The following is a 15,094-nucleotide window of genomic DNA, read 5'->3' as shown; positions in this document are numbered from 1 at the left end:
GATGCGCATCACTTGCAGTAATCATCTGGACATGATGTTTTTTAAAGGTCTGTAATAACTGATCTGATAAGCCTATATCAGGTGTATGATAACGATAGTAACATCCTACATTGTTTTCTGCTTTCATATGATGTTCATTTAATAATTCAGCCAATTCATCATATGTAGGCTGTAAGTCATAAGTAGGATAATGGCCAAACATCTTGATCGTATCTGGATGTGCAAGCTGTGTAAATAAATCAGATTTTACAAGTGAGAAAACACATTCATAGTATCTCTTATAGATTTCATCCACAGGATACTTGTTCCATAAGATTTCTTCTGACCATTTCATATCATAGAGTTTACCGTCGATAGAATGAATGGCTCCTACTAAGAAATCAAAATGATAAGGTTTTAATATTTCTCGAATTGTTTCTTCATATTCAGGTACATAACATACCTCTAAACCAAAAGACACCTTAATAGGTAAATCCATCGCCTTGATTTCTTTAATCAAAGCACAATATTCATCTAAAGTACTATGAAACTTCATTTCTTTATTGTTTAACCATTCTTCTTGATAAGGAGATGCTTTCCTTACGCCTTCATAAACAGGTCTAAATTCTTTAAAACGATGTGTATGATCAAGAATCTGTATTTCATCCATACCATTCTTTACTGCACTTTCTACAAACTGTAGTACATACTCTTTTGAGAGATTCCCATATTCTAGATGCATATGTCCATCTATCATAAATATCACCTTCCTTTTTTGGGATTATAACACATACATATACATAGTTATAGAAATATAATAAACATTTTAGATAATTCTAAGAAAGTGAGTCATATGTCTGACCTGAAAATAAGTAAAGCATGTTTTGGTGATTTCTATTTATCGTTTAACGACTAAATGTAGTACACAGGCTTATCTTATTTGAATAAATCATTATAGAGGTATTCTATATGCACCTAAGGATGATGACTATGTTACAAAAGATAAAGTAACGGAATAGGTGTATTTATTGAAAAGTTTATATAAGCTTTTTTATCATTTTATGAGCGTTTTTTTAGAAAAATGATATAATGTGAGATGGTTAAGAAAGGAGTCAATAAAATGGCAAAAGTTGATATTATTTCTGGATTCTTAGGTGCTGGTAAAACAACACTTATTAAAAAATTATTAAATGAATCTTTAAAAGATGAAAAGTTAGTACTCATTGAAAATGAGTTTGGTGAAATTGGAATTGATGGTGGTTTTATGCGTGATGCAGGTATTACTGTCAATGAATTGAGTCAGGGTTGTATTTGTTGCAGTCTTGCAGGTGATTTTGAAACAGCTTTAAAGGAAGTTGTAGATACATATCATCCTGATCGTATTATTATTGAACCAACAGGTGTTGGTAAGTTATCTGATATTATTGCAGCTGTACAGAAGGTACATGGTGCTGATTTAACACTTGATCGTTTCTTTACTGTAGTAGATGCAAAGAAATGTAAGATGTATCATAAGAACTTTGGTGAGTTCTTTAATAACCAGATTGGTGCAGCAAGCTGTGTAATCTTAAGCCGTTCACAGGATGTGTCTGAAGAAAAGATTGCGGAATGTTTAGATATTATTAGAGAATTAAATCCTCATGCACCAGTCGTTACTACTCCATGGGATCAAATTACAGGTGATATGATTCTTGAAGCAAGTAATCATAAGGATGCTTTAGAAAAGGCATTGATTGCGGCTGAAAAGGAACATCAGGAAAGTGTTCATGGACATCATCATGAACATCATCATCACCATGATCATGACCATGAATGTGGTCACCATCATGATCATGACCACGAATGCGAATGTGAACATCACCATGACCATGATCACGAATGTGAATGTGGTCATCATCACGATCATGAACATCATCACCATGATGGAGAAAGCACATTATACTATGATGAAGAAGATATGCATGATGCTGATGAAATATTCAATAGTATCGGTATTGAAACAGCCCATCCATTTACTAAAGAAGAACTTGATGATAAATTAAAGACTTTAGGTACTGATGAATCTTTAGGTCATATTCTTCGTTCTAAGGGTATTGTGAAGGGTACTGATGGTAAATGGTTTGAGTTTGACTTTGTAAGTGGTGATTATGAAATCCGTGAATGTTCACCAGATGTTGGTGGAAGAATGTGTGTGATTGGTGAAAATCTTGATGCACATAAAATCTATGATTTAATGAAAGGTTAATGTATGGATAATTTAGAAACAAGAATTTATCTATTTACTGGCTTTTTAGAAAGTGGTAAAACAACATTTATCAACGATACAATTATTAATACTGACTTCTGTGATTATGAGACATCTGTGCTTATTGTGACAGAAGAAGGTGAAGTAGAATATAATGAAGCAGCTATTAAGGAACATAACTGTGAAATCGTTTATGTAGAGAATGAAGAAGAATTTACTGCCGACTTCTTTAAGGATTTAAAGGAAAAATATCATCCTACACAGGTTCTTGTAGAATTAAATGGTATGTGGAATGTAGATCAGTTTGTAGAATCAAAATTCCCTGAAAACTGGGATGTTGTACAGATTCTAACTACTATCAATGCCTCTACTTTCCAGCTTTACGTGAATAACATGCGTGCACTCTTATTCCAACATTGTGCTAAGAGTGACTTAGTCATCTTTAATCGTATTGAAGATGGTATGAAGAAGTCTACTTTAAGAAACAACATCAAGGCAATGAATCCTGTATGTCAGATCATCTATGAAAATAAAGATGGTTCTGTAAATACTATGCAGGATGATGAATTACCATATGATTATACACAGGATCATTTAGAAGTTGCTGATCATGATTTTGGTATCTTCTGTTATGATGCGATGGAACATCCAGAACGTTATGATCAAAAGACAATTAAAATCAAAGGTAAATTCATAGGTCGTGATAAAGTGATTCCTAATGGTTTTATTCTTGGTCGTTATGCAATGGTATGCTGTGAACAGGATACTTCATTAATTGGTATGCTTTGTGTAAGTGAATATGCATCTAAATTCATACCTAATGAATGGCTTCTATTAGAAGGTCATACACATATTGAATATGATCCATCTATGAATGCGAATATCTGTGTTCTTGATGTAGATCATGTTGAAGGAGCTAAACCTTTAGACAACGAATATGTTACATTTGATTAATCCAGGATATTTTCCTGGATTTTTTTCGCATTATAAAACTAGATGTTACGTATAGTAAATACGTACTACTTCGCACATTCCATGTATTTAACTAAAGTCATTAATTCTATTCCCAAAAGACCATAAAAATCATTTAAATGAGTCATAAAAAATCAATCATGTAAGCCTCTAAATTATAGAGCATCCTAACATAATTTATTATGCACTATTGTTTTAGGAATGTATTTTTTAGAACTATGTAATAGTTCTTTAGGAGCAGTTCATAAACCATATTATTTTCAAATGCTTTTTAGCGGTAATAGAAAAGGTGTCTGCCATTTTATAGCAAACACCCTTTCTTAATGACACGAAGGAATTAGTTTTCTTTATCTTAATACCATTGCCTATTTCACCTAAAGAAGCATATCATGAGTATCATTATGATATTTTTGTTGCGTTGTATAATTACCTATAGCAACATTTTACTTAAAAAGAGCGATTTCATTTAATACATAAGTATAATTTTAGAATTACTCATGTTTAGTTAAGATTAAAAAACCAAATATGATAATAAGCGCAATAATAACAATGCAACAAGCAAGAATGTAATCAAGGACAATAATATGATTAAGTTCTGGTTGAGCTAAATAAGTATTACTAAGCAATGAATTAATAATAAAAACCATTAGATAAGACAAAAGAATTGAGACAACAATTTTCACAATCATTTTATTTTTCATTGTACTATTTCCTTCCGTTAAAATAGTTAGTACTTATAATTTTATTGTAATATATTAACATAGAAAACTACAGATTTTTTATATTACAGTTATTAATGTAAAATATAAGCAAGAAGATAGATTTAAAAAGACAGGGGGGAGGATAATGATAAAATATATATAAGAAATAATACTTCAGTTTGGAGGAACATACATGAAGAACAGTATAGTGGTAAAATTTTTCATTTGGTTTATTGCATCACTTTTCGCTTTAGTTTGTGTTAAAAAAATAGTCTATATTATATCACCTTATGATACAGATATTAAAGCCTATGGCTTAGTGATTATTGGACTGATTATTATCTTTGGTCTTCTAATCCTTAAAAAACTGGATGACTTAAAACACAAATAATATTCTTAAGAAAGGGGAGCTTGCCCCTTTTTTATTGATTTAATGGCTATTTTTTCGTATAATAGGCAAGGTTATCGAGGTGATAAAATGAAAGATTTTTGGTATGAATGTAAACACGTATGTAAACAGACAGGCGCAAGATATGGGATTCTTCATACACCACATGGTGATGTAGAAACACCTATGTTCATGCCTGTAGGAACACTGGCAACAGTAAAAGGTATTTCTCCTGAACAGCTTAAAGAAATGGGCTCTCAGGTTGTACTTGCAAATACTTATCATTTATGGTTAAGACCAGGAAGTGATATTGTAAGAGATGCAGGCGGGCTTCATCAGTTCATGAACTATGATGGACCTATTCTTACAGACTCTGGAGGATTCCAGGTATTCTCATTAGGCAAGACACGTAAGATTGAAGAAGAAGGTGTGACCTTCAAGAGTATTGTGGATGGTTCTAAGCTATTCTTATCTCCCGAAAAGTCTATCGCAATTCAGGAAGATCTAGGTGCTGATATTATTATGAGTTTTGATGAATGTGCACCATATCCATGTACTCATGATTATATGAAGAACTCTGTAGAAAGAACATTAAGATGGGCTAAGAGAGGTCAGGAAGCACATAAGAGAGAAGACCAGGCTTTATTTGGTATTGTCCAGGGTGGTGAGTTTGCGGATTTACGTGAACTAAGTGCTAAGACTTTAGTTGATATGGATTTCCCTGGTTATTCTATTGGTGGTACTTCTGTAGGTGAACCTAAACCAATCATGTATAAGATGATTGAAGATAGTGTTAAGTGGTTGCCTGAAGATAAGCCTAGATATTTAATGGGTGTAGGTAATCCTATTGATTTAATTGAAGGTGCTATAAGAGGTATTGATATGTTTGACTGTGTACTTCCTACACGTGTCGCAAGACATGGTGCACTTATGACACATCATGGACGTATAAATATCAATAATGAAAAGTATAAACGTGACTTCACTCCTATTGATGATAAGTGTCACTGTTATGCATGTAGAAATTATACAAGAGCTTATTTAAGACATCTTCACAAGTGTGATGAAATCTTTGGTAAGTCTTTATTATCTATTCACAATGTTGCATTCTTATTAGATCTTGCAGCAGATATTAGAAAAGCAATTCAAGAAGACCGTTTAGCTGATTTTAAGGAAGAATTCTTAGAACAGTATGGTCGTGATGTTTATGAAAGGGCGTTTTAGTTTTATGGATATTGAATTATTTGATTATGATCTTCCAGAAGAATTAATTGCACAGACACCATTAAAGAAACGTGATACTTCACGTTTAATGGTTCTAGATAAAGAAACAGGAGATGTTGAACATAAACATTTCTATGATATTCTCGATTATCTAAAGCCAGGTGATGTGCTTGTAAGAAATAATACAAAGGTTATTCCAGCACGTCTTTATGGTCTTAAGGAAGAAACGGGTGGACATGTAGAAGTTCTTTTATTAAAGGATCTTCATGATGATTTATGGGAATGTTTAGTAGGTAATGCGAAGATTGTAAAGCTAGGTACTGTGATTACTTTTGGTGATGGTCGTTTAAAGGCTCAGTGTACTGAAATCAGAGAAGAAGGTATTCGTATCTTCAAGATGATTTATGATGGAATTTTCTATGAAATTCTTGATCAGTTAGGTATTATGCCTTTACCACCATATATTAAAGAAAAGTTGAATGATCCTGATCGTTATCAGACAGTCTATGCAAAAGTAGAAGGTAGTGCTGCTGCCCCTACTGCAGGCTTACATTTTACTGAAGAATTACTTCAGAAAGTAAGAGAAAAAGGGGTTGAAATCCTAGATGTGACTTTACATGTTGGTTTAGGTACATTTAGACCTGTTAAGGTAGAAAATGTATTAGAACATCATATGCATAGTGAATATTATGAAATTAGTGAAGAAGTAGCTGAAAAATTAAATCAGGCTAAAAAAGAAGGTAGACGTATTATTGCGGTTGGTACTACTTCTTGCCGTACACTAGAAGCCAACCATTCTAAATATGGATGCTTCAAAGCAGCTCATGAAAATACAAATATCTTTATTTATCCTGGTTATACATTTACTGGTATTGATGCATTGATCACAAACTTCCATCTTCCTAAGTCTACATTAGTGATGCTTGTAAGTGCTCTTGCAGGTAGAGAACATATCTTAAATGCTTATAAGATTGCAGTAAATGAGAAATATCGTTTCTTCTCATTTGGTGATGCAATGTTTATTCACTAATGAAACAGAATTATCGTTTAGTGATGTTGGAGACTCTTAAACATTTAGAAGGACGTCCAAAGTTATTGCTTCATGCATGCTGTGGCCCTTGTTCTTCTAATGTGATTAAGGAGTTATGTCAGTACTTTGATATTACTATTTATTATACAAATAGTAATATCTACCCTGCTGATGAGTATCATCGTCGTGAATCTGAGTTAGAAAGATTTGTGAAAGAGTTCAATGATAAAGAGAACCAGAATGTACAAGTGGTAGAAGATACTTATGATCCTGAAGAATATTTAACGCATATTGCGCCATATAAGGATACTGGAGAAAAGGGCTACCGCTGTTATGTGTGTTATAAAGTAAGAATGGAGAAAGCAAGAGATTATGCTAGAATGCATGGTTTTGATTATTGGACAACTGTGTTGTCTGTTTCTCCTCATAAGAATAGCCAATGGATTAATGAGATTGGTGATGATTTAGATCTAGAAGCACCAAAATTCCTTCATAGTGATTTTAAGAAGGATAATGGTTATTTGAAATCAACACGTATGAGTGATGAATATCATATGTATAGACAGAACTACTGTGGCTGTGTTTATAGCTATCAGGAGATGCTGGAAAGAGAAAAAACAGACCTCTAATGAGATCTGCTTTTTAAGTTATCTAAGAATAGTTTAATCTTCTCAGTCGCAAGTTTTAATTCTTCTAGTGAGTATGCATAAGAGACACGGATAAATCCTTCTCCAGCATCACCAAAGGCTGTACCTGGTACACAGGCTACCTTCTGATCATTTAATAGTTCTTCACAGAATTCTTCAGATGTGAGTCCTGTAGAACGGATACATGGGAATACATAGAAAGCACCCATTGGGTTAAATGTATGAAGTCCCATATCATTAAATGTTTTTACAAGGAAGTTTCTACGTGAGAGATAAGAGGATCTCATTTCTTCTACTTCTTTATCACAATGTCTCAGTCCATCTATTGCACCATATTGTGCACCAGTAGGTGCTGACATGATAATATACTGATGAATCTTACACATTGCCTTAGAGAGTACTGGGTTTGCAAGGACATAACCTAATCTCCAGCCTGTCATAGCATAAGCTTTAGAGAAACCATTGATGACAATAATCTGATCTCTGATTTCTGGGAATGAAGCCAATGTACTAAATGGTTCTTCATAACTTAATTCTGCATAGATTTCATCTGATATAACAATAATACCTGATTCTTTAATAATCGGTACAAGTTTCTCATAGTCTTCTCTTGTCATTGCCCCACCTGTTGGGTTTGAAGGGAAGTTGATCAACATGACCTTTGTCTTTGGTGTAATAGCTGCTTTAAGCTTTTCAGGTGTTAATTTGAATTCATCTTTTTCTTCTAGGTGAATTCTTACAGGTACTCCTCCTGAAAGAATAACACTTGGTTCATAAGCAACATATCCTGGGTCTAAGATAATCATTTCATCACCTGGATTCATTAAGGCTCTTACTGCAATATCGATACCTTCTGAACCACCTACAGTCACAATGATTTCATTTTCAGGATCATAATGTACACCAAAACGACGATAATAATAATTACTAATTTCCTGACGTAATTCTAATAAACCTCTGTTTGCAGTATAGAAAGTACGTCCTTTTTCAATTGAATAGATTGCAGCTTCTCTAATCTTCCAAGGTGTCGCAAAATCAGGTTCCCCTACACCTAATGAAATAACACCTTCCATCTGGTTCGCAAGATCAAAGAACTTACGAATACCACTTGGTTTAATAGTTTGTGCTGCAGTACTTAATTTCTTCTCATAATCCATTTTATGGAGTCACCACCAGTCGCGTATTTTTACCATCTTCATCATCTACTAGGACATGTCCATCTGTTTTGTATGGCTTTAACACAAATGTTGTTTTTGTTCCTGTAACACCTGGAATACATGCTAATTTAGATGCAACAAAGTGTGCGACTTCCTGCATAGTACGACCCTTTACAATGCACATAAAATCATAATCACCTGATAATAAATACATTGTTTCAATTTCTTCGTACTTATAAATATGTGACGCAATACGATCATAACCATATTCTCTTTCAGGAATAGCATTAATCTCAATCATCGCAGTCACAAGTTCAGTATTTGTCTTGTCCCAGTTGACAATAGTATGGTAACCACAAATAATCTTCTCTTTTTCTAGTCTATTTAATCTTTCTACAATGCTGTCTTTAGATTCTGCTAGCGCGGCGGCTAGGTCAGAAACCTTATATCTCGCATTTTTCTGTAATAATTGAATTAAAAGACCATCACTCATAGATAAAAGTTCCTTATTATCCAACCTCTTGTCCTCCTTTGACTATTTTACAATTATTTTATAATAACGAAACTCATTAGTAAATAGAGAATAATTATGATAAAATATTCTCATATGGAGGTGTGCTATGAAAACGTTTTATGTTGCAAGCTACGGTAAAGGTGACGATAAAGGAATCTATATCGTTTCTTTTAATGAAGAAACATTGGAATTAAAGAAAATACAACAGATCTTAACTCAAGATTTTCCATCATATCTGATTGCGAAGAATAAAGAACTTTATGTATCTTATAAGAATGCAAGATCTAATAATGAAGGTGGAGGATTAGGAAGTTTTAGTATTCATAAGGATGAATTGATTCTTAATAATAACTATTCTTCTTCTGGTAGAAGTTATACACATTTATGTATCTCTGATGATAATAAGTATATCTTTGCTGCTAATTATCATGTTGGTGCAACAGCTGCTTATAAACTAGAAAATTATCGTATTGATCATAAAATTGGTGCTGTGAGACATACTGGTATGGGTCCTGATTTATTAAAGAGACAGACTGCACCTCATGTACATAATGTTGGTTTTACACCTGACAGACGTTTCTTATATGCTGTAGATTTAGGTGCTGATAAGATTGTGATGTACAATTATAAAGATGGTGTTCTTAAAGAGAATACAGATTATACAGTAAATGTTGTACCTGGTTCTGGTCCTAGACATTTGATTTTCTCACAGGATGGGCGTTATGGTTATCTCATTAATGAGATTGCGAATAAGATCATGGTCTTTAAGTATCATGAGGGTCGTATGAGTTTAGTTCAGGCTATTCATTGTATTCCACGTCATTTTAAGGGATTTAATGCAGCTGCCGCAATTCATCTCACAAAGAGTGGAGAACATCTACTTATTTCTAATAGAGGTCATAATTCTATTGCCTTATATAGAGTCAATAAAGAGAATGGTAAGATTTCTTTACTTTATATGGTACATACTGGTAAAGAACCTAGAGACTTCAATATTATTGATGATAAGTATGTTATTGTAGGTGCACAGGAAGATAATAAGCTTCAGGTACTTACTTTTGATGAAGAGAATGAAAAGCTATTGATGACAGATTCTGAATTAGAGATTCCTGCACCTGTATGCGTATGTGTTGAAGATTGAGCTTAGCTCAATCTTTTTTTTTACTAAAAAAGTATATCCGAGGATATACTCATTCTTTGTTGAGCTTATTCAAGATCAAGATTCCAAATAGGATAATAAGGAAGATCATCAGAAACTCTACTTCTTTGTCATGATAACTTATCAACCCTGTCACAAGACTCGCTAATGGTAATCCTACATAGAGAGCGATAAAAAATGATGCAACGACCTCTCCTATTATAATAAGTGCTTTCTTCATAGCTTTCTCCTTTCACTACACGAAAGCATATCTTTTAATATAACTATATATAAATCGTCAAAAAAAACAATATGATATATATCATTGACTGAATATTAAGTAATTTAAAGATTCTTTGAGAATAAATATATAGGAGGGTCCTTATGGATGAACTGATGAGAAATTTATATTTATTCTTAACAGAAGCAGAGAGAGGTGATGTATTAAGAATACATGTGACTGAAACAAATGAATGTTATGAATTTAGTTATGATGAAGTCATGGATATTGTATTCCATAATAGAATTCCAGAAAGGTTTAAAAAAGAAGTAGGTCCTACTAATTAGGATCTACTTCTTTACTTTTATGGTGATGATGACTTCATCATCTGTTTCATCGATGTTTTCTTCTACATCAGTCCCAGCATCAGTGACCATCTTCACTGCCTGATTGATTGTGTTGAGTGCTATTTTAACACTTTTAGAGAATGTACGTACATGTGGTTTTTCTTTTTTAGGTGCTAATAGTTTCGCAATTCTTTTTTCTGTTTCATCGACAGTCAAGTTATGTTCAAGAATCTCCTTCAACATATTATTTTGTTGTGCTGTATCTTCTAGTTTTAATAAAGCACGGGCATGTCTTTCAGAGATTTCTTTTTTCTTAACTGATTCCTGTACTGTCATAGGAAGCTTTAAGAGTCTAAGTTTATTGGCCACTGTAGACTGCTTCTTACCTACCTTTTCAGCGAGCTGGGCTTGTGTTAAACCCTGTGTATCTAGAATCTGCTGGTAAGCTAAGGCTTCTTCTATTGCCGAAAGATTTTCTCTTTGAATATTTTCTACTAATGCGGCGTTGGCTGTCTGATTGTCATCGAGTTCCTGAATGATACATGGCACTTCTGTAATACCTGCTAGTTTACAAGCACGGTATCTTCTTTCCCCTACAACAATCTGATATTTACCCTCATATTCTCTGACTACGATAGGCTGTAAAAGACCATTCTGCATAATAGATTCAGCGAGTTCCTGGATCTTCTCATCTTCAAAATGAGTTCTTGGCTGTTCTTTATTCGCAACAATATCATTGATATCTAAGAAACAATAAGCATCTTTAATAACGTTCCTTTTCTTTCTATAAAGGCTTCTTCTTAATTTGTCCATAGTTTCTTGGGTACTTTGCAGGTGTTGATTTCACTTTCTTGATCACGATGTTATGACGATAATCATTCTGATCACTTAAAGTAAAAGTAAAATCATCCATCACTTCTCCTCCAAGTACCTTTATGCCTCCCTTCGCATCTTTTAATTCTTCAGGGGCTTTGAGTCCTTTTAATGAAAGGAAGTAACCATCTTTCTTCACTAATGGGAGACAAAGTTCATCTAAGATATTTAATCTTGCAACTGCACGTGCCATGACAATATCAAATGATTCACGATGATCTTTACAGAAATCTTCAGCACGTGATGCAACTGCTTGAATATGATCTAATTCTAATTCTTTGAATAAATGATTCAAGAATGTGATTCTCTTATTCAAAGAATCTACAATAGTGACATTTAATTCTGGATAAACGATTTTAAGTGGAACTGAAGGGAATCCAGCACCTGCACCTACATCACAGATTGTTTGATTAGAAAACGGGAAATCAAACGCAATTGTAAGAGAATCATAGAAGTGTTTTAAATAAACGCCTTCTCTATCTGTAATAGCGGTTAAATTCATCTTCTCATTCCATTCTACTAGTATTTCATAATACTTTTCAAACTGTTTAATCTGTTTTTCTGAAAGCACAATGCCCTTTTCTTCTAAGCTCACAATAAATTCTTGTTGTGTCATATTAATCTCCGTATTGTGTTTTTAAGTGAATAAGTAAAACAGAAATATCTGCAGGATTAATACCAGAAATACGTGTTGCCTGACCAATAGTTACAGGTCTGACCTTCTTTAGTTTCTGTCTTGCTTCTAATGATAAGTTTAATACATCATCATAGTCTAAGTCAGCAGGAATCTGCTTTTCTTCCATATTCTTTACTTTTTCTACTTGTCTTAATGTTTTTTCAATATATCCCTTATATTTAATAAGAATAGTGACTCTTCTCATTTCTTCTTCAGTTAAGTCAACATGTTCAATATAAGGTAATAAGTCTTCATAAACTAATTCTGGTCTTTGAAGAATAGCACGGGCAGTTACACCTTCTTTTAAACGTGTTGAGCCCTTCTCTTCTAAAAGGTCATTGATTTCACTCTTAGGTGAGAAATGAATGGTATCTAGACGTTCTATTTCAGCATGGATACGATTCATTTTATCTAGATAAAGTGAATAGACTTCATCATTTACAAGACCTGCATCATGGCCATATTTTCTTAATCTTTCATCCGCATTATCATGTCTTAATAATAATCTATATTCAGCACGACTTGTTAACATACGATATGGTTCTTTAGTACCTTTAGTCACTAAGTCATCAATCAATACACCAATATAAGCTTCATCACGTTTCAAGATTAAAGGTTTATTCCCCTTTACCTTCTTAGACGCATTAATACCGGCAATAAGACCCTGACCTGCTGCTTCTTCATAACCTGAAGTACCATTGATCTGACCTGCAGTAAAGAGGTTCTTTAAGACCTTTGTTTCTAGACTAGGCCATAACTGTAATGGATCAATCGCATCATATTCAATCGCATATGCATATTTTAAAATAGTGCAGTTTTCAAGTCCTGGTAATGAATGCACCATCTTTTCCTGAATATCATGAGGCATTGATGTAGAGAATCCCTGTACATAGATTGTATTCATTTCCTTAGATTCTGGTTCTAGGAAAATCTGATGTCTTTCCTTATCCGCAAACTTAACAACCTTATCTTCAATAGAAGGGCAGTAACGTGGTCCAATACCTTTAATAAGTCCTGAGAACATCGCACATTTATCTAGATTATCTCTAATAAGTTTATGTGTCTTGGCTGTTGTATATGTTAAGTAACATACAGTCTGATCTTCTACTGGTGTGAAATGTGTTGTTTCATATGAGAATGAAAGTTTCGCATCTGTACCAGGCTGTACTGTTGTTTTTGAATAATCAATAGAATTGATTTCTACACGAGGTGGTGTACCTGTCTTTAATCTTTGGATTCTAAATCCATAATCCTTCAACTTACTTGATAAATATAAGCTTTCCTTCTGTTTATCTGGTCCACTAGGAGTCTTAGAATGACCTACAAGGACTTCAGCCTTTAAATAAGTTCCTGTAGTAAGAATTGTAGTATGAGATTCATAACGTGTACCATCTGCAAGGATAACACCCTTACACTCATCACCTTCTACAATCAAATCCTCTACCATTGCTTCTACAATATCAAGATTTTCTTGTTCCTTTAATACTTTCTGCATATAGCGTGGATAAGCTTTCTTATCTGCCTGTGCACGAAGAGACTGAACACCTGGTCCTTTTGCAGTATTCAACATCTTCATCTGAAGGTAAGTCGCATCTGTAGTTTTACCCATCTGTCCCCCAAGTGCATCTATTTCTCTTACAATAATACCCTTTGCAGGTCCTCCGATGGAAGTATTACAAGGCATGCTTCCTGCATTAGAGAAGTTGCTTGTAATAAGTAATGTTTTATTTCCTGTTCTTGCACCAGCAAGACATGCTTCAATACCTGCATGGCCAGCACCTACAACTATAATATCGTACACTATAAACGACCTTCCTTTCTTATTTAATACGTGTCTATATTAACACATCAATTCGCGTTTGTCATTATACTACAAATGCATTATTATGGTGTAAAATTCAATCAAAAATGTTGGTGGTATGATATAATAAAAACGGTGATGAACGATGAAAGAAAAAGATATTTTAAAGATCTATAATAATTATTGTATCATTGGGATGAGTCCTGATCCTGAGAAGTACAGTTATCAAATATATCAGTGCTTAAAGAATGCAGGTAAGCATGTCTATGGCATATCTCCTAAGTATGACACAATAGACAATGACAAGATATATACATCTCTGATGGATATAGAGTATCCTGTAGATGTTGTTGTTTTTGTCGTCAATAAAACAATTGGTATGACTTATATCAGAGAGATGAGAGAGCTGGGTATTAAGTATGCCTGGATGCAGCCAGGAACTTATGATGAAGATTTACTTCATGCTTTTCATGATCAGGGAATAGAAACAATAGAAAATTGTGTATTACAGGTCATGAATAGTTAAATCAAATATAGATTCATGTAATGGGAAGGTGATATCGACTTGGATATCATCTTTTTTAGTATCTTTAAAATCTACTGTATCTAATGTTTCTTTTCTATCTGATATCACTTGATAACCAAAATCATATTGCTGGGATAAAGAGAAACCAATAGAACTCATAATGACAGGATCACCATGTAATTGAATCATCTGCTCTGTCTGTAATCTAAAGAAGTTCTGATAAGGAATCTGGTCAATGCCAGTTTCTAATGCCTGTTCAACAGCCATAAAGAAATAAGAAGAAAACTTCCCATAAGGGAATCCTACGACATAAGGTGTGCCATACTTCTCTTTTAACAATTCTGCAATCTTTAATCCTTTCACTGATACTACAATATTTACATCTGCATAACCGGCCATATCCAATGATGTATCATGATATAAGAATGTTGTAAGGACATTGTATTTCTGTTCAGTAAAGTAATCCTTTAATATTTCATAGACTTCTTCATCAAATAAATCAGGTGTTAAACCTAATAGATTAATAGAAGTTACAGGCATCTGTAAGTTATATTGAATATCTGGTAATTGATCTACTAATATGCATAATTCTTCTTCTGTATAATTCATATATGTACCTCATTTTTTCTTCATTATATCATAGTTTTTAGTTTGCA

Annotated in this window: 17 protein-coding genes; 9 read left to right on the top strand and 8 right to left on the bottom strand. The window is 33.5% G+C overall.

What is annotated here, in order from left to right; all coding sequences use genetic code 11:
• Positions 1–736 (bottom strand): PHP domain-containing protein (locus B2S90_RS05975; RefSeq protein WP_286696708.1); only part of this gene is annotated, 736 nt, incomplete at its 3' end.
• A gap of 363 nt (positions 737–1,099) precedes the next feature.
• On the opposite strand from B2S90_RS05975, the gene B2S90_RS05970 reads away from it, so the two are divergent.
• The 6 genes from B2S90_RS05970 to B2S90_RS05945 all read left to right on the top strand — a co-directional run bounded on the left by B2S90_RS05970 (position 1,100) and on the right by B2S90_RS05945 (position 7,168).
• Positions 1,100–2,224 (top strand): CobW family GTP-binding protein, encoded by a 1,125-nt coding sequence (locus tag B2S90_RS05970; RefSeq protein ID WP_286696707.1) that lies wholly within the window; start codon positions 1,100–1,102, stop codon positions 2,222–2,224.
• 3 nt (positions 2,225–2,227) lie between these two features.
• Positions 2,228–3,178 carry a GTP-binding protein gene (locus B2S90_RS05965; protein ID WP_286696706.1) on the top strand — a complete coding sequence of 317 codons (951 nt, stop codon included), beginning with the start codon at positions 2,228–2,230 and terminating at the stop codon, positions 3,176–3,178.
• Positions 3,179–4,090: 912 nt separating this feature from the next.
• Positions 4,091–4,288 (top strand): hypothetical protein, encoded by a 198-nt coding sequence (locus tag B2S90_RS05960; protein WP_278860430.1) that lies wholly within the window; start codon positions 4,091–4,093, stop codon positions 4,286–4,288.
• 87 nt (positions 4,289–4,375) lie between these two features.
• Positions 4,376–5,509, top strand: a complete 1,134-nt coding sequence (gene tgt, locus B2S90_RS05955) for a tRNA guanosine(34) transglycosylase Tgt (protein ID WP_055234286.1) — start codon at positions 4,376–4,378, stop codon at positions 5,507–5,509.
• A gap of 4 nt (positions 5,510–5,513) precedes the next feature.
• Positions 5,514–6,539 carry a tRNA preQ1(34) S-adenosylmethionine ribosyltransferase-isomerase QueA gene (gene queA / locus B2S90_RS05950; protein WP_055234297.1) on the top strand — a complete coding sequence of 342 codons (1,026 nt, stop codon included), beginning with the start codon at positions 5,514–5,516 and terminating at the stop codon, positions 6,537–6,539.
• The gene (locus tag B2S90_RS05945) at positions 6,539–7,168 is read left to right on the top strand and encodes an epoxyqueuosine reductase QueH (RefSeq protein ID WP_006506910.1); all 630 of its coding nucleotides are present in this window, start codon (positions 6,539–6,541) and stop codon (positions 7,166–7,168) included. Before queA ends, B2S90_RS05945 begins: the two co-directional genes overlap by 1 nt.
• On the opposite strand, the gene B2S90_RS05940 is transcribed toward B2S90_RS05945, so the two are convergent.
• Together B2S90_RS05940 and B2S90_RS05935 are read right to left on the bottom strand one after the other, a co-directional pair.
• Positions 7,165–8,343, bottom strand: a complete 1,179-nt coding sequence (locus tag B2S90_RS05940; protein ID WP_286696705.1) for an aminotransferase class I/II-fold pyridoxal phosphate-dependent enzyme — start codon at positions 8,341–8,343, stop codon at positions 7,165–7,167. The genes B2S90_RS05945 and B2S90_RS05940 overlap by 4 nt on opposite strands.
• Position 8,344: 1 nt before the next feature.
• Positions 8,345–8,836, bottom strand: coding sequence for an Lrp/AsnC family transcriptional regulator (locus B2S90_RS05935; protein WP_006506908.1), 492 nt, complete (start codon positions 8,834–8,836; stop codon positions 8,345–8,347).
• A 127-nt stretch (positions 8,837–8,963) separates the two neighbouring features.
• Between B2S90_RS05935 and B2S90_RS05930 the strand changes: the two genes are divergently transcribed.
• Positions 8,964–9,998, top strand: a complete 1,035-nt coding sequence (locus B2S90_RS05930) for a lactonase family protein (protein ID WP_278778928.1) — start codon at positions 8,964–8,966, stop codon at positions 9,996–9,998.
• A gap of 49 nt (positions 9,999–10,047) precedes the next feature.
• Here the strand turns inward: B2S90_RS05930 and B2S90_RS05925 are convergent, their stop codons facing one another.
• Positions 10,048–10,236 carry a hypothetical protein gene (locus B2S90_RS05925; RefSeq protein ID WP_055234289.1) on the bottom strand — a complete coding sequence of 63 codons (189 nt, stop codon included), beginning with the start codon at positions 10,234–10,236 and terminating at the stop codon, positions 10,048–10,050.
• Positions 10,237–10,379: 143 nt separating this feature from the next.
• On the opposite strand from B2S90_RS05925, the gene B2S90_RS05920 reads away from it, so the two are divergent.
• A complete protein-coding gene (locus B2S90_RS05920; RefSeq protein ID WP_055234290.1) occupies positions 10,380–10,562 on the top strand; it encodes a hypothetical protein in 183 nt (60 codons plus the stop codon).
• Between the two features lie 3 nt (positions 10,563–10,565).
• Here B2S90_RS05920 and noc read toward each other — a convergent pair whose 3' ends face one another.
• Genes noc through mnmG form a run of 3 tightly spaced genes read right to left on the bottom strand, consistent with a single transcriptional unit; the run spans position 10,566 to position 13,912 of the window.
• Entirely contained in the window at positions 10,566–11,375 is an 810-nt protein-coding gene (gene noc, locus B2S90_RS05915; protein ID WP_278860432.1) for a nucleoid occlusion protein, read from the bottom strand.
• The gene (gene rsmG, locus B2S90_RS05910) at positions 11,347–12,051 is read right to left on the bottom strand and encodes a 16S rRNA (guanine(527)-N(7))-methyltransferase RsmG (RefSeq protein WP_278778927.1); all 705 of its coding nucleotides are present in this window, start codon (positions 12,049–12,051) and stop codon (positions 11,347–11,349) included. The genes noc and rsmG overlap by 29 nt, the downstream gene beginning before the upstream one ends.
• Before the next feature lies 1 nt (position 12,052).
• On the bottom strand, positions 12,053–13,912 hold the full coding sequence (gene mnmG, locus B2S90_RS05905) for a tRNA uridine-5-carboxymethylaminomethyl(34) synthesis enzyme MnmG (RefSeq protein WP_278778925.1): 1,860 nt from the start codon (positions 13,910–13,912) through the stop codon (positions 12,053–12,055).
• A gap of 145 nt (positions 13,913–14,057) precedes the next feature.
• Between mnmG and B2S90_RS05900 the strand changes: the two genes are divergently transcribed.
• On the top strand, positions 14,058–14,438 hold the full coding sequence (locus tag B2S90_RS05900; RefSeq protein ID WP_278778923.1) for a CoA-binding protein: 381 nt from the start codon (positions 14,058–14,060) through the stop codon (positions 14,436–14,438).
• Here B2S90_RS05900 and B2S90_RS05895 read toward each other — a convergent pair.
• Positions 14,418–15,047: a hypothetical protein gene (locus tag B2S90_RS05895; RefSeq protein ID WP_286696704.1), complete on the bottom strand. Its 630-nt coding sequence runs from the start codon at positions 15,045–15,047 to the stop codon at positions 14,418–14,420. The two genes, B2S90_RS05900 and B2S90_RS05895, sit on opposite strands and share 21 nt — an antisense overlap.
• Positions 15,048–15,094: the final 47 nt, after the last annotated feature.

It is taken from the genome of Catenibacterium sp. UBA627 (assembly GCF_002299355.1).
GTDB lineage: Bacteria > Bacillota_I > Bacilli_A > Erysipelotrichales > Coprobacillaceae > Catenibacterium > Catenibacterium mitsuoka.
This window is presented reverse-complemented; position numbering and strand designations above follow the sequence as displayed.